At 47.6% G+C, this 20,432-nt stretch carries 32 protein-coding genes; 30 read left to right on the top strand and 2 right to left on the bottom strand.

Annotated elements, in window-relative coordinates; genetic code table 11:
• Positions 1–15: 15 nt before the first annotated feature.
• The 18 genes from E0E36_RS08670 to E0E36_RS08590 all read left to right on the top strand — a co-directional run bounded on the left by E0E36_RS08670 (position 16) and on the right by E0E36_RS08590 (position 9,023).
• Positions 16–282 carry a hypothetical protein gene (locus E0E36_RS08670; protein ID WP_130855629.1) on the top strand — a complete coding sequence of 89 codons (267 nt, stop codon included), beginning with the start codon at positions 16–18 and terminating at the stop codon, positions 280–282.
• Positions 283–303: 21 nt separating this feature from the next.
• Positions 304–678, top strand: coding sequence for a hypothetical protein (locus tag E0E36_RS08665; protein WP_130855628.1), 375 nt, complete (start codon positions 304–306; stop codon positions 676–678).
• A gap of 5 nt (positions 679–683) precedes the next feature.
• Positions 684–878 (top strand): hypothetical protein, encoded by a 195-nt coding sequence (locus E0E36_RS08660; RefSeq protein ID WP_130855627.1) that lies wholly within the window; start codon positions 684–686, stop codon positions 876–878.
• A 19-nt stretch (positions 879–897) separates the two neighbouring features.
• Positions 898–1,224 (top strand): hypothetical protein, encoded by a 327-nt coding sequence (locus E0E36_RS08655; protein WP_130855626.1) that lies wholly within the window; start codon positions 898–900, stop codon positions 1,222–1,224.
• Entirely contained in the window at positions 1,221–1,709 is a 489-nt protein-coding gene (locus tag E0E36_RS08650; protein ID WP_130855625.1) for a hypothetical protein, read from the top strand. The genes E0E36_RS08655 and E0E36_RS08650 overlap by 4 nt, the downstream gene beginning before the upstream one ends.
• A gap of 26 nt (positions 1,710–1,735) precedes the next feature.
• Positions 1,736–2,095, top strand: coding sequence for a hypothetical protein (locus E0E36_RS08645; RefSeq protein WP_130855624.1), 360 nt, complete (start codon positions 1,736–1,738; stop codon positions 2,093–2,095).
• 29 nt (positions 2,096–2,124) lie between these two features.
• Complete coding sequence (locus E0E36_RS08640) at positions 2,125–2,391, top strand: hypothetical protein (protein ID WP_130855623.1); 267 nt, start codon at positions 2,125–2,127, stop codon at positions 2,389–2,391.
• 84 nt (positions 2,392–2,475) lie between these two features.
• On the top strand, positions 2,476–2,631 hold the full coding sequence (locus tag E0E36_RS27705; RefSeq protein WP_165446949.1) for a hypothetical protein: 156 nt from the start codon (positions 2,476–2,478) through the stop codon (positions 2,629–2,631).
• A 24-nt stretch (positions 2,632–2,655) separates the two neighbouring features.
• A complete protein-coding gene (locus tag E0E36_RS08635) occupies positions 2,656–3,057 on the top strand; it encodes a hypothetical protein (protein WP_130855622.1) in 402 nt (133 codons plus the stop codon).
• Between the two features lie 427 nt (positions 3,058–3,484).
• Positions 3,485–3,811 (top strand): hypothetical protein, encoded by a 327-nt coding sequence (locus tag E0E36_RS08630; protein ID WP_130855621.1) that lies wholly within the window; start codon positions 3,485–3,487, stop codon positions 3,809–3,811.
• Between the two features lie 32 nt (positions 3,812–3,843).
• Positions 3,844–4,179: a hypothetical protein gene (locus E0E36_RS08625; protein WP_130855620.1), complete on the top strand. Its 336-nt coding sequence runs from the start codon at positions 3,844–3,846 to the stop codon at positions 4,177–4,179.
• A gap of 20 nt (positions 4,180–4,199) precedes the next feature.
• Positions 4,200–4,742 carry a prtrc system protein e gene (locus E0E36_RS08620; protein WP_130855619.1) on the top strand — a complete coding sequence of 181 codons (543 nt, stop codon included), beginning with the start codon at positions 4,200–4,202 and terminating at the stop codon, positions 4,740–4,742.
• A gap of 20 nt (positions 4,743–4,762) precedes the next feature.
• Positions 4,763–4,981 (top strand): PRTRC system protein C, encoded by a 219-nt coding sequence (locus tag E0E36_RS08615; RefSeq protein WP_130855618.1) that lies wholly within the window; start codon positions 4,763–4,765, stop codon positions 4,979–4,981.
• 8 nt (positions 4,982–4,989) lie between these two features.
• On the top strand, positions 4,990–6,138 hold the full coding sequence (locus tag E0E36_RS08610; RefSeq protein ID WP_130855617.1) for a hypothetical protein: 1,149 nt from the start codon (positions 4,990–4,992) through the stop codon (positions 6,136–6,138).
• Positions 6,135–6,860 carry a PRTRC system protein B gene (locus E0E36_RS08605; protein ID WP_130855616.1) on the top strand — a complete coding sequence of 242 codons (726 nt, stop codon included), beginning with the start codon at positions 6,135–6,137 and terminating at the stop codon, positions 6,858–6,860. Before E0E36_RS08610 ends, E0E36_RS08605 begins: the two co-directional genes overlap by 4 nt.
• Positions 6,857–7,717, top strand: coding sequence for a PRTRC system ThiF family protein (locus tag E0E36_RS08600; protein ID WP_130855615.1), 861 nt, complete (start codon positions 6,857–6,859; stop codon positions 7,715–7,717). The genes E0E36_RS08605 and E0E36_RS08600 overlap by 4 nt, the downstream gene beginning before the upstream one ends.
• Before the next feature lie 248 nt (positions 7,718–7,965).
• Positions 7,966–8,424 carry a hypothetical protein gene (locus E0E36_RS08595; protein ID WP_130855614.1) on the top strand — a complete coding sequence of 153 codons (459 nt, stop codon included), beginning with the start codon at positions 7,966–7,968 and terminating at the stop codon, positions 8,422–8,424.
• 155 nt (positions 8,425–8,579) lie between these two features.
• Complete coding sequence (locus tag E0E36_RS08590; protein ID WP_130855613.1) at positions 8,580–9,023, top strand: hypothetical protein; 444 nt, start codon at positions 8,580–8,582, stop codon at positions 9,021–9,023.
• 202 nt (positions 9,024–9,225) lie between these two features.
• Here E0E36_RS08590 and E0E36_RS08585 read toward each other — a convergent pair whose 3' ends face one another.
• Positions 9,226–9,507, bottom strand: coding sequence for a hypothetical protein (locus E0E36_RS08585; protein ID WP_242627165.1), 282 nt, complete (start codon positions 9,505–9,507; stop codon positions 9,226–9,228).
• A 162-nt stretch (positions 9,508–9,669) separates the two neighbouring features.
• Between E0E36_RS08585 and E0E36_RS08580 the strand changes: the two genes are divergently transcribed.
• The 12 genes from E0E36_RS08580 to E0E36_RS08525 all read left to right on the top strand — a co-directional run bounded on the left by E0E36_RS08580 (position 9,670) and on the right by E0E36_RS08525 (position 20,052).
• Positions 9,670–10,311, top strand: a complete 642-nt coding sequence (locus E0E36_RS08580) for a hypothetical protein (RefSeq protein ID WP_130855612.1) — start codon at positions 9,670–9,672, stop codon at positions 10,309–10,311.
• A 29-nt stretch (positions 10,312–10,340) separates the two neighbouring features.
• Entirely contained in the window at positions 10,341–10,958 is a 618-nt protein-coding gene (locus E0E36_RS08575) for a hypothetical protein (RefSeq protein WP_130855611.1), read from the top strand.
• 36 nt (positions 10,959–10,994) lie between these two features.
• A complete protein-coding gene (locus E0E36_RS08570; protein ID WP_130855610.1) occupies positions 10,995–11,642 on the top strand; it encodes a hypothetical protein in 648 nt (215 codons plus the stop codon).
• Between the two features lie 61 nt (positions 11,643–11,703).
• On the top strand, positions 11,704–12,321 hold the full coding sequence (locus E0E36_RS08565; RefSeq protein ID WP_130855609.1) for a hypothetical protein: 618 nt from the start codon (positions 11,704–11,706) through the stop codon (positions 12,319–12,321).
• A gap of 79 nt (positions 12,322–12,400) precedes the next feature.
• Entirely contained in the window at positions 12,401–13,024 is a 624-nt protein-coding gene (locus E0E36_RS08560; protein ID WP_130855608.1) for a hypothetical protein, read from the top strand.
• 12 nt (positions 13,025–13,036) lie between these two features.
• Positions 13,037–13,651: a hypothetical protein gene (locus E0E36_RS08555; protein WP_130855607.1), complete on the top strand. Its 615-nt coding sequence runs from the start codon at positions 13,037–13,039 to the stop codon at positions 13,649–13,651.
• A gap of 98 nt (positions 13,652–13,749) precedes the next feature.
• Complete coding sequence (locus E0E36_RS08550) at positions 13,750–14,649, top strand: CHC2 zinc finger domain-containing protein (RefSeq protein ID WP_130855606.1); 900 nt, start codon at positions 13,750–13,752, stop codon at positions 14,647–14,649.
• 196 nt (positions 14,650–14,845) lie between these two features.
• Positions 14,846–15,244 carry a plasmid mobilization protein gene (locus tag E0E36_RS08545; protein ID WP_341273584.1) on the top strand — a complete coding sequence of 133 codons (399 nt, stop codon included), beginning with the start codon at positions 14,846–14,848 and terminating at the stop codon, positions 15,242–15,244.
• On the top strand, positions 15,232–16,572 hold the full coding sequence (locus E0E36_RS08540; RefSeq protein WP_165446948.1) for a relaxase/mobilization nuclease domain-containing protein: 1,341 nt from the start codon (positions 15,232–15,234) through the stop codon (positions 16,570–16,572). The genes E0E36_RS08545 and E0E36_RS08540 overlap by 13 nt, the downstream gene beginning before the upstream one ends.
• Positions 16,573–16,590: 18 nt before the next feature.
• Positions 16,591–18,573, top strand: a complete 1,983-nt coding sequence (gene mobC, locus E0E36_RS08535) for a conjugal transfer protein MobC (protein WP_130855603.1) — start codon at positions 16,591–16,593, stop codon at positions 18,571–18,573.
• 68 nt (positions 18,574–18,641) lie between these two features.
• Positions 18,642–19,130, top strand: a complete 489-nt coding sequence (locus E0E36_RS08530) for a hypothetical protein (protein WP_130855602.1) — start codon at positions 18,642–18,644, stop codon at positions 19,128–19,130.
• Positions 19,131–19,230: 100 nt separating this feature from the next.
• Positions 19,231–20,052 carry a hypothetical protein gene (locus E0E36_RS08525; RefSeq protein WP_130855601.1) on the top strand — a complete coding sequence of 274 codons (822 nt, stop codon included), beginning with the start codon at positions 19,231–19,233 and terminating at the stop codon, positions 20,050–20,052.
• Between the two features lie 88 nt (positions 20,053–20,140).
• Here E0E36_RS08525 and E0E36_RS08520 read toward each other — a convergent pair whose 3' ends face one another.
• Positions 20,141–20,401, bottom strand: coding sequence for a hypothetical protein (locus E0E36_RS08520; RefSeq protein WP_130855600.1), 261 nt, complete (start codon positions 20,399–20,401; stop codon positions 20,141–20,143).
• Positions 20,402–20,432: the final 31 nt, after the last annotated feature.

Genomic DNA, 20,432 nt, shown 5'->3' with positions numbered 1-20,432 from the left:
CCTAATTTTCAGTTTATGACACAGGCACAGATTTTACAAAGCTATAGATCATTATTAAGGGCCAATCCTCCTATTGCGGAAATTGAACGGCTCCTCCATCTGGCACTTGCCGCACCGGTCTTAACCGATAAGCATGCGCTTACCGGCTCCTACCGCCTGCCCAAGATTATCCTTTGTGCAAGCCTTCGCCATATGGCGGAAAAATGGCGTCCCGTTTCGGATGAACAGGAGCGGCTGGTAAAAGACCTGTGTGAATACCTGAAAAAGGAAGACAGTATTTAAATCATGCTAAAAGCGAAAGACATGAAAGCATTGAACGTAATGACAGCTGAAAATAAAGCAGATTTATTACATAAACTTTTCCCGGATGCCATTGGCCATTTTTTAACCTTTCTGTATGAAATGACCTTGGCCATCGAAGAAAACGAATCCGTTCACCGCGCCCAATGGAAAGGTCAGGATATGACTTTTGACGAGTATATGATCGGTATCCGCAGAATCCGCTCCATCATTGCCGAAGCTAAGGGACCGCTTGCCCGTTATGGTTATACCTTTTCGATGATGCTATTCCATAACGCACTTGCACAGGTAACTTCCAATATCCTGCTGGACTACATTACCGTTCGGAAACATCCCGACCCCAAATTTGTACAGGCAGTAAATCTTCTCTTTAAATAGTCGTTATGAACCATCAAAAGATCACCGATTTATATGGCCGACCTATTGAGGTTACCGACCTTAATAAAGCCATTGAACAGGCGCGGGAATTTACCGGCTACCGTCATCCGGATAAATCGTTCGAGCTATTCGACCGGCAGCAACATCTTTATTGGCAGGATATGCTGGACAAATTGCTTGCGCTCAAAAATGAATTATAGAAAATTAAAAATTGGCACCATGAAAAAATATTTGCTGAAATCAAAAGGGGAACACCCGGATGTCGAATTTGACCTTGATGACCTGATCGGCATCCCCTGCCCGCTGTACATGGAAATAGACCAGCTAACGCTGTTGCCGAACTACAGGGACTTTCACCCCTGTGAACAGCCGATGGAGGAAGATTACGGGGTTCTGTACGCCAAGCCGGAAAACAAAGGCTGCGACTTCTTCCGCATCAAAGGAACGGAACTGGTGGTTATACCCGGTGACGATATCCACTGTACGCTGCTGACGGAATCGGACATACGATCCGGAAAGGACTTGATCGAAAAGGCAAAGGGATGAAAACACCGCGCACCTTTTCACCCGAGCGCCTTGCCAAAATCCGGCGGATGCGCAAAGCGCGCAGGCTCTGGAAACAGGTTCCGCTTTTCGCCTTCAGCCTGATGGCTGCTGAATATCCGGGATATAGCCATATGGCCTTTTTATGTGACCTGCGCCGCCGCTCACCGAAAAAACGCCGCCACGCCAAAGCATACCTCTCCCGTTTCGGGCGCTACCTGCGGATGCAGGAACTGGCAAAACGCTTTAAACTGGAAGGAAATATCGAGGATGGCATAAAGGCCCAGGTACTGCAAAAGAATATGACCAAACCGTACCGCCTGCTGACAAGGACCAAGGATGGATCGATGGAATTTCTGTTCTCGCCCCTTACGCCCATTGTGCAGATTGAACGGCTGTCGCAGTCCCTTCGGAACTGCCGCAGTAACAGCGAGGTTGAAAGTATGGTGGAAGCCTTCCGCGCCAAAGCGCCGGGAATAATGAAATAAATCAATAACAACAAAATCATATAATCATGGACCGGGAAACGAAAAAGGAGGAAGTAAAGGATACCAACGTGATAAACGAAAAAATGTACGGCACCGCAGAAGTGTCGGTTTATTACGAATGGCTCTTTTTCCTCACCATTGAGCGCAGGAAAAACGGAAAGATGGTAGCACGTAAAGTCTCAGTGTATGTAATCGCACATAACTATCTATGGGCCAAAGATTCCATGCTGCAAACCTGTAAGAAAAAGGGTTACAGGTTCAAGGCAATCAATGCAGTGAAAACGGTGCGCATCTGCTTCGCTTATTTTCTGAAAGACGGATATCCGAGTGTACCTGTTTCAGCATATAAACGATTGCCTGACCCAATTATACCGGCTGATTTATAAAGTGATTGTTGATATAAAAATGTGATGAGATGGAACTACATGATTTGATACCGATCCAATATCAGGGCATCATCCCGCTGGCCATTGGCTTACTGGTTCGACTCATAATCGGTTATAGACGGTTCAATAGGCGCGGTGTGGCAGGCTTACAGCATTTTAACAACTATTTCGTTGGCCTGCTTGTCACATTTGTGGAATGGCTGTTTTCACTGGCAGCATGGATTGCTATCCTATGGGGACTATTCCTGCTGCTTACCGAATGGTTACAGGGTACTTTAATTCTTAACGGAAACTGATTATTTGTTATGGACGGAATTTTCAAAGAGGATATGACACAGACCTTTCTCGCTTTCGTGCTGATCCTGCACATTTTGGTGGACATGAGCCGCTTGCGGCGCTGGTATCTGACCCAACAGCCTTGGGAATCTCCGCAACTACAGGCAGAACGTGTCGGGGAGGTAATCGGAAAGTTGATCGCAAACGCCTTGACCGCATTGGTAATAGCCGATCTGCTGCTAAGGGTTTATGGGAAATAAATTTGCTAAATCAAAAATAAGGTCATGAAAAATAAAGGCTATCTGAACACGGAAAAAGACTTTAAAAGATGGCAGGCAACCCGCAAAAGGATAAAACCCGCCAGCCTCCGGCGCTACACCGACCTAACGGACGATATGGAAGCCATGGAGGAACAGATCAAATATGTGCTTCTCTACGATGCGGAAACCATGATTTTCGAAATGAAAAGTGAGCGTTTCCCCGTCCGTTTCTATGCACCGAAGTACCGGCCCCTTGCAAACAATGAACTGGAGGTAGTGGAAAGGAACCTGTTTGAATGGCTGATCTACGAAAATGTTTTCACCGACTACTTCAACAGTGATTGGTACAAAGCCCGGCAACTGAAGAAAGGCGGGAATAAACGAAAAGCGGCGAAAAGGCGGAAAAAAGATAAAGGAGGAATTTAGTGTACAGTGATACTACACTGAATAATAAAAAAAATAGCTACAAAATCATTTCACGCAATTACATACAATCTGCATCTATATGTTGACTATTTCTGAAAATTTGTTTGAGGTTACTAATAATGAATTTAGAACACTAAATGCATCAGATTTTAAGACCGATTGCATAATCTATGTAAGAGATAAAAATTCGAATGCATTTATCTATATTATTAATCTCATCAAAGGACCGTATAAAACGTTTTCTTTGAAGTCATATGTTGAAAATGCCATTTCACATAACAAACTAAGCTGTATAGCAGGGAATAGATCAGGAATGACCCCATATTATATTAGGCATTTTATAGACAGGTAGATTGGTAATTTAAAATTCCACAGAGGAGCGTGAAGTGCACAAGTACATTAATCAATTAGTATTAAAACTTTCTATATGAACTCATCAACTGCTATGTACGAACTGGAGTTACAACTGAAAAGTTTTCAGCAAAAAGCAATTCATACCATTAGCTATGAGTTGGTACGCATTGGCCGACGGGTAAAGATCGGGGAGCTTGCCGATGATCCCTTCCGTTTATTTGAAATAACAGGCTTCTATCTCGGTAAAGATGGGCAGGTCATGGTGTCCATGGATTTTGGTGGCCTGCCCGACAAGGGGCCGACCGATGACTATCCCCTGCTCGACGTGTTTGAAAACAATGGCATCGGTGCCCACCAGCTCATATCGCTGGCGCGTCTGCTCCAAGGGATCAATGGATAACACACTATATGCTAAATGCTAAAAATTAACTTATGGAATATGTTAAAACAATCACTGAACTACAGCTTGATCTGAAGGTTTTAGAGAATAACCTATTGGAAAGCATTATTTACCAGCTTAGGCGCTTGGATAAAACCTTGATCATGACCGAGTGGCATGATTCCCCTTTTCATCCGGATTTGGCAACACAGTTGCTCCGGCTCCGCTTGGAGGAAGGCCATCGTCCCATCGTGGAATGTGTGCTCGACAAACCTGAAGAAAAGGATTTGATGGAACTGCTGCAGGAACAGGTCATCAGCCACGCGGAATTAATGTCGCTGCTAAGGGTATTGGTACATATCCCGCGCTATTTCACCCGCCATTATTAATAACTCAAAGTTTTTCAGATATGGATACTTTATTCTTTAAAAAACTCAACGATATCGGCATCAAAGGAAAATGGACGCTGCATATCGACAATACCGAAGACACCATGGTGCTGACCGTCCAGTATAAGGCCCATCCCCGGGGGGACAAGGCCGCCCGGCTCATCCCGCCCTTAACACACCGGGGAACACCCGGGGAAGTCGGCTCCCTCTTTTTCGAAGGGCTTACCCGTGGTATATCCATGCAATGGAACCTTGAATGCGAAATGGAAAATTTTGCCAAAGGTTTGGAGGAGGCCAGGAAAAACTCCGAAATGGAGAACCGGCGCAAACAGGAAGAGCAAAAGGAGAAGTCCGAAAAGGAGAAAACAAAAACCGCACAGGAACGCCGCTACGATACGATCATGGCGCAGGTGGACGAACTGGAAAAGGCCGGTAAACACCGCGAGGCATGGACGAAATGCCCCGATCCGAAGGACTTCCCCGAAAAGGTTGAAGAAATCCGCAAACGCAGGGAGGCGCTGTCCGCAGTTTTTGAACCCTCCCTATTTAATAACATTGCTTAATCATTAAATACTTACCGATCATGGCTGAAACAATTGAACTGGCCCGCATTTTCTTACATGAAATAGATGGCAAAAAAGTTGCCCTTTCCGATCCGAACCCTTTATGGAGCGCCGAAGCTGTTATGGATCACTATACGGGAATATATCCGGAGTTGGTATCCGCCAAATGTGAAGGCCCCGTTATCAAAGACGATAAGGAGCAATTCACCTTCACTTCCGTGATGGGCGTAAAAGGATGATCACCGGAATGGAAAGCGACAAACATGAAACAAAAACGTATCGCGCGGGTAATACCCGCGAAAAATCAAAACGTATGGGACCTGGCATACAAGCTCGCCGCACTCGTGTCAAAAATGGAAAACTTGCCGACCGCCCGCGAGGCCCTCGGGAAAAAAAGCAAATGTGTACCACCGGGCAACCTGCCGATGCTTTTCTAAAGCATCGGTTCCTGCCCATGGTGGAAAATAAGGAGCAACTGCAGCACTGGCAGTCAAGGGAAAATTCCTTTTTCCAAAGCCTTGCTTATCTGGCCGAAGAATTTGGATTTACGCCTATGGGCCGGGGAAACAATGTCTATCCGCTCAATGTGTACGATGCCTTTTGCCATGCCAAGAGCTTTCTACTGGAAAAACATCCCAAGTATTCGCTGGATATCATCGAACAGGAGGAACAGCCGGGAATATGCCATATTGCTATGTACTACCAATATCTCCCCAAATACCATTTTAACTGGATTCCGCTGCATCCGCTGTATTCCTTGGCAAAAAAACGGAAACGGCCCGGCGAAACAGCCCTGCTTTTTTCCATAATGGCTTACCTGAAACAGATCGTCCATATGGCTGACTATGATAATGATTATATCGGAGGTACTTACGCTTACATGGAAGAATCCTATTTTGAAAACGGGATGGAGCCGGACTCCCCGGAAATGCAAAAGATCAACGAAATAAACACCATAGGTAAATCGCTCTTGGCCTATATTTCCCGACCTGATCATCTGCATTATTGGAAAGTTCGATTGGATTCCTTTAGGCCTGTGGACGATTTTGGCAAAGCGGTGTCAAAAGTGGCGCAAATGGCCTATCGCCTATATAACAGATACCCCGGGCGCAGCATCATGGATAACCTCCATCCTGATTTGATTTACGATCAAAAGAATTATTGCATACAGCTCGATGAGTGCGTTTCTTTTATTTGGGACGGGGACGGATGGCTTTTTGAGGAAATGGAAGAATATATTTCATGTTACCATAACGAGTCTACTGCTCAGGTTAACCCGACCTATGTCCGGGTATTTGATCGCCATCGACCCGTCGCAGCGGATGATCTTCGATTTGAAAAAAGATTTTTTAACCTGTTGGAAAAATTAGCCAACATCATTTATAGTATACCATGAATAAAATAACAGAAAATTTTCAGAAGATACATCTTCCCGTCAAAGCATGGGTTTTGCGCCAATCTATTGCCAGCCATTATGATCGCTACGTGGAAGCCTACGACTTTGACCGTAAAGGAAGGCCCATAAACGCGCATCCGCTCACCGAGGAAGAAACCATTCAACTGGCGCAGTCCCTTGCAAGTTCCGAGCAACTCAAAAAGAAAAATTTCCTGCATTATAAGGGGCTTCTTCCCGAATCCGTTCTGCGGGTGCAAAGCGGCCACGATAGCTATGTCATTTGGTACACGCGCCCCATGCGGAAATTTCTTTATTTTTCACCCGACTTGGGAATCCCTAACGGGGAAGCGACCATTCCCTGTTTATTGTGGAAAGCACATCGATCCGAACTGCGGTTGTTCGCCCTAAATGAGCCGATAGGGCGTCCGAATTTGGACACTGCCCTGTTCCACGCGCCATTCTTTAACATTAACCTCAATGGGAGGGTTTGCATGGGTACGATATCCACCGACATACCCGAGGATTGCGAACTTTCCGTATTCATCGAAAAATGGCAGGAATATTTCTTTAATTCCTATTTCAGTCACCTGATCGAAGGTCATCAGCCGACCTTGAAGAACACCGTCAGGCTATGGAAAAACCTTTGCAGCGGGAAGGTCACGCCCTTTCCCTATGAGCAACTGAAACAATCAACAATAACCGTTAAAGATTTATTGTCATGAAAAAAAAGACCTGTATTCACTTCACCCCAACCGAACTGATCACGCCCACAAACCCGCTGACCGTAAACCTGATCGGTGCCGGAGGAACCGGTAGCGCTATGCTCACCGTACTGGCCCGCCTGAACCAAACGCTCCATTTTCTTAATCACCCGGGCCTGCACCTACGGCTATGGGACGATGACGTGGTGCAAAAACCCAACCTCGGCAGGCAGCTTTTTGCCGAGTCCGAACTGGGCCTCCATAAATCCGTAGCACTCATCAACCGCGTGAACCGCTTTTTCGGTACGGACTGGAAGGCAATAACCCAACCATACAATTTGCATACAGCTGTAAATATGCCCCGGCAGTCTATCGCCAATATGACCGTTTCCTGTGTGGATACCGTTCCGGCACGTTTTGAGATTGCCGACATACTAAAGCAACAGGTGGCAAACAAACACCTTAGAACAACAAGGCTACGGCCCCTGTACTGGCTGGATTGCGGTAATGACAGATATTCCGGTCAGGTTGTCCTTGCTACACTCAACCATATCAAACAACCCCCATCCCGAAAATATAAAACCGTGGCCTCCCTGCCGATGGTAACCGATGAGTTTAAAACGCTGTTGCTTGCACAAAAGGAAAACAATACGCCCAGCTGCTCCATGGCCGAAGCACTGCACAGGCAATCCCTGTTTATCAATTCATCCCTTGCCCAGCTCGCCGGTTCCCTGCTGGAGCAGCTCTTTCGGGATAAGTATTTAATCTACCGGGGCTTCTTCACAAACCTGAAAAATTTCCGCACCATGCCCCTCAAAGTGCAGGCACCGGACACCATCAGGGAAATTATAACGACACCAGGAAAAAATGCGGCTTGATATGCCATCCAAAATTCCGCAGGAATCCCTGCGGAATTTCGGGGTGCGTAAAGCTCCTGGTACGCCATCTATAGTCTTATAAATCTATAAGGCCATCGGTTTCTGCTTTTATCCTGCAAAGCACTTAAAACACCGGCGCCGGTCTGAGCGTCCCTGATTTGGTGCGAATAATTTTTTACCCTAATTTGCTTTTCTATAAAACCAACCGTTCCCGAAAAGGGAATCCTTGCTCAACACCCAAAAATTTTATGGAGATGCAAATTACCACGGAAAAAACAACCACGCTTGATCAGTTGGATACGGACTTCCTTAAGCTCAAAATGGAAAGTGAAATCATACATATCTTATTGACGAGCGTACTTGACACACGGCTAAGCAATGTCCGAAGGGATTATCTTGACAACTTCCTAACGCCCCTCCAGGAACTGGAAGTGCTGCCCTTCCTGACCGGCCCGAGGGACTTCCGTCCAAAATCAGTGCCGGGGCCTAAAAAGTTAACGGATCGATTTTTTGAAAGGAAAATGTTATTGCTCTATAAAGGGCTTCGGGAACTGGAGGCCCAGCTGGCTCCCTTCCAAAGCTTGGCAACGGCAGATCCGGGTCTGTTGCAAACTTTGCAGAAGGATGTGAATTGGGAGGATTGGAATTACAGATTTGGTTCCATCACGGAAAAAATCGGCGATTTGAGTCTTGAATCGGACGAATAGTTTCCTCCCCTTGATTGCGCCTCTTCGATCTTTACGATAATTAAAAAAGATGCGGCATGCATTGACCCGCACCTTTCTTTTTTTTGCATGCCGTCCGGCACGCTAACCATCCCCCTCCGAGGGGTTGCCTTTCTTGACACCCAAAATTTATGTAAATGGAAATTGCCACGGAAAAACTCACCACACTCGATCAGTTGGACACTAAACTCCTTGCGCTGAAACGGGAGGGAGAAATTATCCATCACCATTTGACAGGCGTACTTGCCACCCGGATCATCCGGGAAAGAAGGAAATATCTTCTGCATTTTTTACCACCCCTGCAGGACCTGAGATCATTGCCTTCCCTCACCGGGCATCAGGACCTTCAGCTAAGTTCCGATGCTCGGCCAAGGAAATTAACAACCGCTTTCTTCGAACTGAAAATGTTATCCCTCGGTAGGGCATTGGAAGAATTGGAAAAGCAAATTACCCTATTCGAGAAAAGGGTAAAATCGAATCCCGGCCTCTTGGAACCTTTGCAGCCGGAAATGAACTGGAATGACTGGAGATTGCGCTTCCTCACGGTCATATGCAAAATTAAAGCCCTCGGCCTTGGCTGAGCCGGTTCCTATTTTGTCCTTCATAATCCTTTAGGGGATAAAAAAGGTGCGGGAATGTATCGCCGCACCTTTTCATTTTACCCCCGCCATTAATTGTTCACCGCAGTTAAAAACAACCTTGGATTTTCATCACTTTCTTAGGGAAGCTGTTTTTGGCGTTTAACTAAATTATAGGGCGCCGGTATGGACGCCGATATTGGGCCTATTTGCTTCCCAGCAATTTCAGTTTCCCATAGAGTTCTGTCAATCCCGCCTTACCGAGCAGCTCAGCCAGGAGCTGCTCCAGTTCATCGGTAACCTCTTTGGGAAGCGCTTCCATTAAAGCGGTCACGTTTCCCTCCTTTCCACTGATCCCCTTTTCCAACAGATTGCTCATCAGCAGTACCTGCTTCCGGCTCATCTTCACGTCAATCCGCACGGGATCGTTCATACCCGGAATACTCAAAATCGTATCCATCAACTTTCCAACTTCATTCATCGTCATTGCTTCCTTTCTTTTTCGTTCACACCTCGCAAAAATAAGGACATTCGCGCACTTCATCCCCCGTATAATATGCGCAGGATGGGATTGTGCCCGGCAAAGCTTGTACTTTTGTATCATGCTATTGCAATGTGGTTTGGAGAATAGTGTTTAAGATTAAATGCAATGGAAATAAGCATCAATAAATTGTACTTCCCTACCGGCCCCGATGAAGAGGTGCCGCCTTTTACAGGAGAACTTTCGATTAACGGAAAAGATGCAGGCCATTTCGAGAATATGGGGGCGCGCAATGCGACCATGATCTTTCCTATCGATGAAGGTGGAAAAATCCGGATCGCCGGAGCTGCGCACCTGCTTGCCCTGCATCATGATATGAACGAAGATTCCAAAAAGACCTTGGCAGTACCGTCCCCAATGCAGGCCTTCACCTCACAAATTGAAGCCTTAACCCTATTCCAATACCACCTAATGGGTGGCGGAAGCCAAACCAATGAATATGCAGACCTGATGGATAAGCTGGAGGAAAAGGCGCTTATTCATGGAATACCCGGAAAAGAATGCAGTGTATTTCTGCTGGATAGATCGGTAGAGCAGTTAATGGGCACGCCGAAAGATGTAGCATGGTTTACCGACTTCCTGCGATTTTATTTTCACCGGAAATTACCGCCACTTCATGAAGTATTCAATTCCAATATTCCGGAATCCATACTGACAAATGCCGGTTTGAAACCGTTGCCACAAGACCCATTCACCGATTACCCTAAATGGTGCCGGAACAGGAACAAAAAGAAGGGGCAGAACCTTTAATCTGCAATCGTATAGAAAGGAGCTGATGGATGAAAGTGAAAGTATCTGAATTAAAAATCCGTCCGGATTGGAGTGGTAGCCACTTACCGGAGTTTGACGGGAAATTGTGGCTTGATGGCAATTTTGCAGGTATGTTTTTCAGTGAAGGACGCGATGCAAAAAATCTGCTCCTACTGGGCAATGTCTCCTCCCATTACGAGCTAATCGAATGGCGTGAGAAAAATGTTGCAGAAGCCAAATTATGGAAGAAGCTGGGCGGCATCAAACCCGGGCTTAAATCGGAAATTCTTGACCTGGTTCGGACAGCCTACCGGCAAAAGAAACACAACCAGCTGCAAAAGATCATGAAAAATCTCGGCCCGTCGATGGACCGGCATATTGTCTATGGCTTTCCCTATAACCGCTATGCCCGCTTTGAATTGCCTAAACCGTTCCTGGAAATGAGCACGAACCCCCGGCACTATCCCAGCCTGGCGCATAGTATTCGCTACAAACTGCTTCCCATTATGAGAAAGGACGACATGATCTTCAATACCCTCCCCCCTTTCGTCCTCCGCTTGGCCAACCTGAAAGAAACACAGTATGCATGGGACCAGGTGGCCCTTGAAAAGGAATTGAAAAAGAAATCCAAAGGGCTCGGCAGATGAGCCGCAAAATACAATGAACTTATTGCGTATCCTGATATGAAAATTGAAGTTAAAAATATCCAGATTGCAGGGCCGACCGGCGCCGTTCGCCCGTTGGAATTTAATGCCGATCTGTTTATCAACGGCGCCCTTGCCGGCAAGTGCAGCGAAGAATGGTACGGATATCCCCTGCACTATTCCCCCGTGGATAAGGCAGGCGCAGAACTGATCCGGCAGGCAGAGCGATATTTTAAAGCCTTGCCAAAAGAGGAAGCAACCGACCGGGGAAAGATCGGTAGCCTGTCACCGAATTCATTGGCCGATGCCATCCTGCTGCAGGTACTCGAATATAAACGGGGACAGATGAAGGAAACCCGGATACCGGCATCGGAAGAATGGCTGAATAGATACCAAAACCGGCATATCATTTATGGTGTACCGGGCATGTATTTCGTAAACATGGACCGCATTTCACCTTCCTTTGATGCAATCCGTGCCAACCCCTTATTACATGAACCCGTTGCTACGGCCATCCGCCGGGATATATTACCTAAACTCGGAGAGTGGGACATGATCTTAAACACGAACATTCCCGCCGAAATTCTGCAAAAGGCCGGACTCCGCCCGGAACAATACCGCGTAAGTGAAGCTGAAGAAGTTAAAAAAGATCTGAAACGTTCGCGCAGGCGCGGTCACTGGCTGTAAACTAAAATAAATCAGGAATTATTAATGGATAGAAGTGATGGAGATTAATGTGAAAGATGTAATGATTACCCCGACATGGGGCGGTCCGATGCCGACCTTTGCCGGCAAGTTCTATGTTGATCATCTATTGGCCGGAGCCTTCCTGAATGGGGGTGAAAATAGCCAAACCATGATTATATCTAAAAAAGATAGCTCCGGTCAGCTCCTGCAGGCTGCCGAAAATCACTTAAAACGTATTTCACCTGATACGGGTGAGCTGGCTCAAAAGGCAGCGGACCCCTTGCCCTATCCTCATTTAACCGCCGAAATCGACCGTCAGGTGGAAGCTATCTATGACCGGAAATTGCGGACGCAGCTCAGTGAAATGTCCATCAAACTTTACTATGCTGCCAACCGCGCCATTCTTTACGGAATCCCCTTTAAAAAATATGCCGCTGTTCCGACCGATATCCCCTTGGTAGATGTGTTGGTCAACCGGCAACATCATCAGGAACTCGCCCACTTCATACAGCAACAGGTACTGCCCAAGATGGCAGATGGCGAGGTGATCCTGAATCCCAACATTCCGTTTACGGTGCTGAAGCAGGCCGGTGTCGATCACTCTCGCCTGTTATATGAATTGTCGATAGAAGAAGAAGGAAAGCAGGAAAGAAAAGTAAACCGTGGGCAAAGAAAATAAACCTGTTATCTCATGCATTACTACGGCATCATTAGATAGGAACTATTTGCTCGATGGGCTGTGAATTAACGTATAGGCTATGAAAATTGAAGTAAAAAATTTGGATTTTAAGAAACTCACAGAAGATTACCGGACTTCCAACTATATAGGCGATCTCCTTATTAAAGGTACGGGCGCCGGAATGATTATCAAGAACTGGAGCGGCCTGCATTACTATCCGACCAGTCAGCAGGGACATTTCCTGATACTGGAGGCGGAGAAATTCTACGGTGGCCCGGCGGCCAAAAATTTGACGGGAGATGCTTTGGGCAAAAGTTCGCCGGCATGGCCTTCCCTCCTGTCAGCAATTGAAGACCGTGTCGCCGAAAAACACCGGAAAGTGTTGCAGGAAGCCATCAATTCCCAGGCAGCACGGGTCAAAGCCATTCAGGATAATAGCATTCTTTTCGGCCGATTGATCGGACAGGTGACAAAGGTAGCAACGACACCTCCCCTATCCATGCTGCTGAACGATCCCTTGGCCTGGTTCAAAGTCATTGAAATCCTCCAAAAGGAGGTAATGCCCCGGATGGGAAAAGAGGATCGCGTACTCAACACGAACATTCCCGATCATATTCTGGATAAAGCAGGCTTGACCGTTGCCGGTTACCGTCACCTAAAGGAAGAAAAAAAAGAACACAGACAGGGAAAAAAACTGCGATAAAGAACAGCCATCATGAAAATAGAAGTAAAAAATATCGTCTTTAAATCCATTCCCCGCGATGCAATCACAAGCCCTTATGAAGGTAGGGTGTTCATTGAGGGCAAACATGCGGCCAATTGCGAAAAAGACGGGATTACCGGTAAGCTAAGCATCGATCCTGTAGATGAGTATGGACGCAAACTCCTCCATTGGACAGCTACCGCATTACAGGAGCCTTACCGGGATCTTCCTGCCCGGCGTAAGGGCAAGCAGCTCAACATGCCCACCATCGAAGGAACGATCGAACGGCTTGTACAGGAGCATATTACCCGGCCGGCGGTCAAAGTAACCAACCTCGGTACGGAACGGTACCAACGGACCCACCTGGTCTATGGTAAACCCGGTAGCAGTGTTTTTTCCCTGCTGTTGCCTTCTCCCCCGCTTTTCCGGCTTCTGGAAAATCCCCTGCTCTTCAATGAACTGGCGCGTATCATCCGTGAGCGGATCGTCGCGGAACTCAGACCGGGTGAGCAGCTGCTCAACACCAATATTCCGCAATCGGTATGGCAGCTGGCCGGTCTAAAAGCACCTCAATATGCTCCTGTTGAAAAAAACGGTAAACCAATCGGTAAAGGGCTATCGCCATAGGATCACCCCTGCGGGAAAACGGGGCGTTGAACCGGGATACATTTCCCACTGAATGGTTAGATCGATCCATATTGGTAATGTGAAAAGGAATTGTGCGCATGGACTACGAGTTTAAAGAAAAAATAAGGAAACTGAAAGAAAGGGATTTGGTGGATTATCTGGAAAGCATTGGCTATAAGCCCACCAGAATCCGTGGCAATGACTATTGGTATCTCTCGCCTCTCCGCGATGAAAATTCCGCCTCTTTTAAAGTAGACCGGAAGAATAACTGCTGGTTCGATCACGGGATGCATATCGGCGGCAACCTCATTGACTTCGCCATCAGATTTCACAAGTGCACGGTCGGTGAATTTATGAAAATGGCAAACGAAAACTATTTTCTTTTTCATCAGGATACCGCCCGCGAAAAAAAGATCGTAGAGACTCCCGAAAATAAAGTCGAAATTATTACCGACAGGTTTATCACCCGCTACCCCCTATTAAAATATCTGAACGAGCGCCGCATTGACCGCGAAATTGCATCACATTATTGCCGGGAAGTAACCTTCCGCATCGGTGAAAAGGAATACTACGGCATCGGCATGCAGAATGATTCCGGCGCCTGGGAAATACGCAACCCTTACATGAAGGTGGCCAGCTATCCCAAGGACATAACCACCATCCGCAACGGCCAGGATTCCGTCAATGTTTTTGAAGGCTTTTTCAACTTTCTCAGCTATGAGACCATCATGAAAGCCCGGCCGGAATTGAAGCACGATTACGTCATCCTCAATACACTCGGAATGTTCGAGCGCGCCCGCCCTTTTATGGAAAGCCATACCCATAAAAACCTCTTCCTCGATAACGGAAAGGGAGGCGATAACTACACCCGTTTTGCACTCGAACTGGAGCTCGGCTATACCGATCTGCGCGCGCTGTACAAAAACCACGGCGACCTGAACGACTGGCTGCAACACTTCGGTAGGCCGCCTGCCAAGAGCAAAGGCTTAAAGCAATGAACCGCCGGGAGCAGCTTGCACCGGTTAAAAAAGCCTCCTGATAAGCTAAAGCACCCGGTACCGCAGACGCTCCGGGCTATCGAACGCCTTACTTCGTGCGTTCGGCAAGGTGTCAGTTTGTGGGACAACTATTTTTCCCCGCATGCCTCCAAAGTCGGCGCGGGAAGGGATTAAAGGCCCCTAAAGGCCATAAAAAATGAGTGGGAATATGACAGATAACCCTAATAAGACACATCGTATACACGTCCGAATGGCGGAAAAGGAATACCGCCAGCTGCAGCTTAAATGGCGCCGGACCACCTTCCGCAAGTTGAGTGAATATGTGCGCGCCAAGCTGCTCGACAAGGCCATCGTCACCACCTATCGTAACCGTTCGCTGGATGACTTCATGCGTGAAATGGTGCTCCTCCGCAAGGAGCTCAACAGCATCGGAAATAACTTCAACCAGGCCATCCATAAACTGCACATGAGCGATACCGACGAGGAGCTCAAAATATGGCATGCGGTATTCCGGAAAGATCGCCAAACGATGCTCCGCCATACGGAAAAAATCAAGGAAAAAATCAACTCAATCGCCGACATATGGTTGCAGTGATCAATAGCGGAACATCCTTCCGCCGGCCCTTGAACTATAATGAGAACAAAGTAAAGGAGGGCGTGGCAAGTTGTATCGGTGCATCGGGGTATCCAAAGGATGTGGCCGACCTCTCCTTTGACAATAAGCTGAACGTCCTGGTCAGGCAGGCGGCAGGCAATCACCGGGCGGAGCGGAAAGCCATCCATATCTCCCTCAACTTTGATCCTTCGGAAAAAGGGCTGACCAATGAAGAGATGATGATCATAGCGGGCGATTACATGCAGGGCATCGGCTTTGGCGACCAGCCTTATCTGGTGTACCGCCACAAAGATGCCGCCCACCCCCATATTCATATCGTTACCACCAAAATCAAGGCGGACGGCCTGGCCATTGACACCCAGCATATCGGCCGTGATGTATCCCGGCCCCTGAGCAGAAGGCTGGAAGAAAAGTATGGACTGGTAAAGGCCATAAAGGGAGAATCGCTTTATACGCTGAAACCGATCGATATGGAAAAAGTTGAATATGGCAAATTCCCCATCCGAAACACGATCCAAAATATCCTCAGCCATACGTTGAAAAATTACCGGCTTGGTAGCCTCCACGAGCTGAACGCGCTCCTGGGCTTATATAACGTACGGGCCACTCGCGGAGAAGAGGGAAGCCGTGTCCATAAACACCGAGGGCTTTTCTATCAGGTATACAATCCGGAGACCGGGAAAGCCATCGGCAGACCGATCAAATCCAGCAGGATTTTTATCGACATGCCCAAGCGTGACAGCCGCTTCAAAAACCATCCATCCCTGGACTACCTCTCCGAAAAATTCGTGACCGGCAGCATTTACAAAAAGAAACATAAAACGGCGCTCAAAAACATGATAGACCTTACCCTGTCGGGCAGGACGATCGGCAACTCCCTGCAGTACTTTATCGATGCCCTGAAAAGACAGGGCGTGGATACCGTGCTGCGCCGCAATGCGGAAGGCCGTCTTTACGGAATTACCTATGTGGACCACAATAGCAAATGTGTGTTTAACGGCAGTGAACTGGGCAAAGCTTACGGCATTACCGTTATCCTGAACCGCTTGGCTGCCAATTCCGCAAAAGTACCCTCCGAGCGGCATCTTCCTTCTGCTGTTAAGCAGCATAAAGAGCTGCCCGACACTGACTTTCCCGGCAGCCGGACAAACTCCCCGGATTATTCCATCATCCCACCGGATATCTCAGCGATACTGGAATCGCTCTTCGGTCCTGAATATCTCTACGAACCGCTCCCCTATGAGCTGCGGATCGGACGTAAAAAACGAAAAAAAAGAAGAAGAAAAGGTTACACGGACAGACCATAAAAAACTAAAAACATGGGCATGCAAACAGGTGAAAATGAACAGGCGCTGCGGAAGATTTTGGACATGACCCGACTGATCGCCATTACTATTTTAATTATCCATTTTTATTATTTCTGCTACCGGGCTTTTCTGACCTGGGGTTTGACAACCGAGTTCACGGACCGGATATTGGGAAATGTCGCTTCCACCGGCCTGGTGAAAAGCTTCCACCTGTCCAAAGTTTGGGCGCTCGGCTTTTTATTTATTTCCCTGCTCGGCGCCAAGGGACGCAAGGAGGAAAAGCTGAACAAACGGACGGCTTTCGCTTATCTATTAACGGGCCTGCTTATTTACTTCGTCACCTTTCCCGTGCTTTACCTTCGCCTGCCCTTCACACACCTGGCGTGGCTATACATGGGATTGACCTCTACCGGTTTTTTGCTGGTGCTCAGTGGTGGCACCCTCCTTTCCCGCATTATCAAGGATAAGCTGGAGGGCGATATTTTCAACCGGGACAACGAAACCTTCCCGCAGGAGGAGCGCCTGATCACCAATGACTATTCGATCAACCTGCCGGCCCAATACAACCTGAAGGGCAAAATGCACCGGTCCTGGATCAATTTTACTGCAGTCTTCCGCGCGATTGTCGTCTCCGGCAGCCAGGGCTCCGGTAAAACAGCCTTCTGCATCCGCCACATGATAAGCCAGTTCCTGGCCAAGCCTCAACCCTTCACCATGCTGGTGTATGACTTCAAATTCCCGGACCTCTCGAAAATTGCCTATAACCATTGGCTGAAAAACAAACACCGCTATAAAGGTAAACCGGCCTGCTACTTCATCAACTTCGATGATCTTTCCAGAAGTCATCGCGGCAATGTGTTTGATCCGCTGGCAATGACCGATATCACCGATGCCACGGAATCCGCGCGTACCATCCTGCTGGGTCTTAACCCCGAGTGGAAAAAGAAGCAGGGCGAGTTCTTCACCGAGTCAGCCATCAACTTTGTTACCGCCATCATCTGGTATCTGCGCCGCTACAAAAATGGCCGTTTCTGCACGCTCCCCCATGTGATAGAGCTGATCTCCCTGGAGTACAATTCACTGTTTACCCTGCTTCGCACCGAACGACAGATATCCATTCTCGTATCGCCATTCCTGAATGCCTACCTGAATGATGTAATGGAACAGCTAGAAGGCCAGATAAGCAGTGCAAAAATAGCACTGGCCCGCCTGGCTTCCCCGGCACTTTACTATGTGCTCAGCGGAAACGACTTTAGTTTGGATATCAATAATCCCGAAGCTCCCAAAATCATCTGCTTCGGTAACAATCCGCAGAAAATACAGACCTACGGCGCCGTCTTATCGCTCTATGTGAACCGCCTGCTTAAGATCGTGAACCAGAAGCGGAAGCTCCCTACAGCATTGATTTTCGATGAATTTCCTACGCTATCGATAGACATAATTCCAACGATCAGTACCGGGAGGTCCAATTTGATTTCAGTGGTTTTGGGAATCCAGGATGAATCGCAGTTAAGGCGCGATTACGGCAAGGAGCAGGCCGACGTTATCATGAACACCGTGGGCAACATCATCAGCGGTCAGGTGACCGGCGACAGCGCGCGCCAGCTCTCCGAACGCATCGGGAAAATCATGCAGGACCGCCAATCACTGAGCATCAATTCGGGTGACACCTCCATCAGCAAAAACAAGCAGCTTGAATACGCCGTGCCTGCCGCCCGCATCGCGCAGCTTTCCTCCGGCCACTTTGTCGGCATGGTGGCCGATACGCCCGACCAGCCCATTGAGCTGAAAGCCTTCCACTGCCAGATTATTAATGATTGGGATGCCATCAATGCCGAGGAAAAGGCTTATAAGGAAATTCCCGTAATCCGGCAGGTGGACCACAAGATGGTACAGGACAATTTTGATCAGATAAAGAGGGATGTGCAGTACATCGTCCAGTCGGAAATTGAACGCATGCTGCGCGATCCGGCCCAGGCGCACCTGATCATACGAAAATAACCACGGGATACGACTGACAAAACCAAAGAATCTGCCGGGCCTTCGCCCGGCATCGGATATAAAATTTTATGGAGAATGTTATGGAAAATGAATTGAGAAAAGTTTCGGGAGAATTGGTATTGGATAAAATCAAAAAGTGGAACTATACCTATTATGAAAATCGGAAAGAGCTGCTCGACTACGCTGACGTGCGGAACAAAAACTATGTGGATATTTACCTTCCATTGGATCTACTGCGCAAACAGGACCCCAACCTCGACAAATGGTTAAGCAATCCGCCTGAAATTGACAGTGTGCACCGTACTGCAAAGAGTCCGGTTTATTCTCCCATCCTGATCGGGAACCGCTTCCTCGCCGGTCTTAGCCTGAAAGACCAGGTAGTGGATGGCTATTACCGGGTACTGATGGCACAACGGGCAGGCCAGGACCGTGTCCGGGCATTTGTACCCGAAGATAGTCCCCTGATCGATAAGGCAATTCGCCAACTGGAGACCGAACGCTTATCAGCCGGTAGGCAGCAGGTAGCTGATAAGCGATTTAAGGGCTACCATCCATAAAGCAAGGTAAGGATATAGTGGACAGCAACAAACATGACGGTCATGTACGATGGCCGGCTGTTCCTCCGGAATGGATTGTCTTAAAATTTAATAACTACAGATGAAAACCGAAGTTAAAATACCGGGAATAGCTATCGTAAAGGCTATCCTGAAATTGCCCCATGAGCATAACGAATATATCCAAGAAAAGCTGGAATATGCGGATGTAAAAAAACGCACTTACGTGTTACGCCAATTGCCCATAGAAATGCTGCGTAAACAGGACAGCGAACTGGACTACCGGTTCCGGGAACCATTGAAACATGATTGGGATAACCTACCTCCGGTTGATGCAACACTTCGTCCGGGTTATATGCCCATTCTGATCGGCAATAAAATGGCAGCGGGCCGAAAAGAGATTGTAGATGGGGTTATTGATGGCTTTCAGCGCATAGCCGCTGCATTGAATCACGGATATAATTTGATCAGTGCTTATGTACCCTGGGAAAGCCCGCTTACAAAAATCCGCTGGAAAGGAATAAAAACCGGGAACTTTTTATCAGGTGAAGAAATTATCAGCGAAATACTATCACGCAAACAGGAAAATAATGATGGCATCCGGGATGACCTGGCATATGCTGAAGTACATAACCGCCGTTATCGCCTGATTGAGATGCCAATCGACTTTTTAAGGAAAAAGGATAAACTACTGGACGGCTGGCTGAATGAACCCGTAACCATGGAACCACTTTACCCCGGGTACACGCCCATATTGCTTGGACGGAAAAGTTACGGGGAAGATGAGGATCTACCCCTTGTGGACGGCTTTCACCGCGTAGCCAGCGCCGTATTCTCCGGACGTCGGACGATCAAGGCTTATGTGCCTGAAGATAGCCCGCTGATCAGACAGGCCAAACAATGGCATAGAGGAATGAAGCTGTGATTAAAGGTGGTAGCATATATCTCAACAGCGAATAATGGTATTATCGCTACCTCAATATACGATGACATGACGAGTGGGGATAAAGGGATTAACCGTTCAGTTTGGAAACAATTTCCATTGCCAACATATCATCTATGTTGGCATTGAATACTCTTTTGCAAAGTAGTCTGTGCCAGTCTTCGATTGCCTGCTCGATGTCCGCCCCAAAGCCCATAACGGCATCGGCTTTGCCATAATAACAGCAATACATCTCATGGTATTCGAAAATGATCGGGCTTAACGTGCTATAAGCATGTTCCAAGCTCGGAATAATGCCGGGAATTTGGGGAGGAGGATTACCGCTTTTCATGATAGATCATATGTACATCACTTTCAGAGCA

The organism is Olivibacter jilunii, assembly GCF_900607235.1.
Lineage (GTDB): Bacteria > Bacteroidota > Bacteroidia > Sphingobacteriales > Sphingobacteriaceae > Olivibacter > Olivibacter oleidegradans.
The sequence above is the reverse complement of the archived record's forward strand: the minus strand, read 5'-3'. Positions and strand labels throughout refer to the sequence as shown.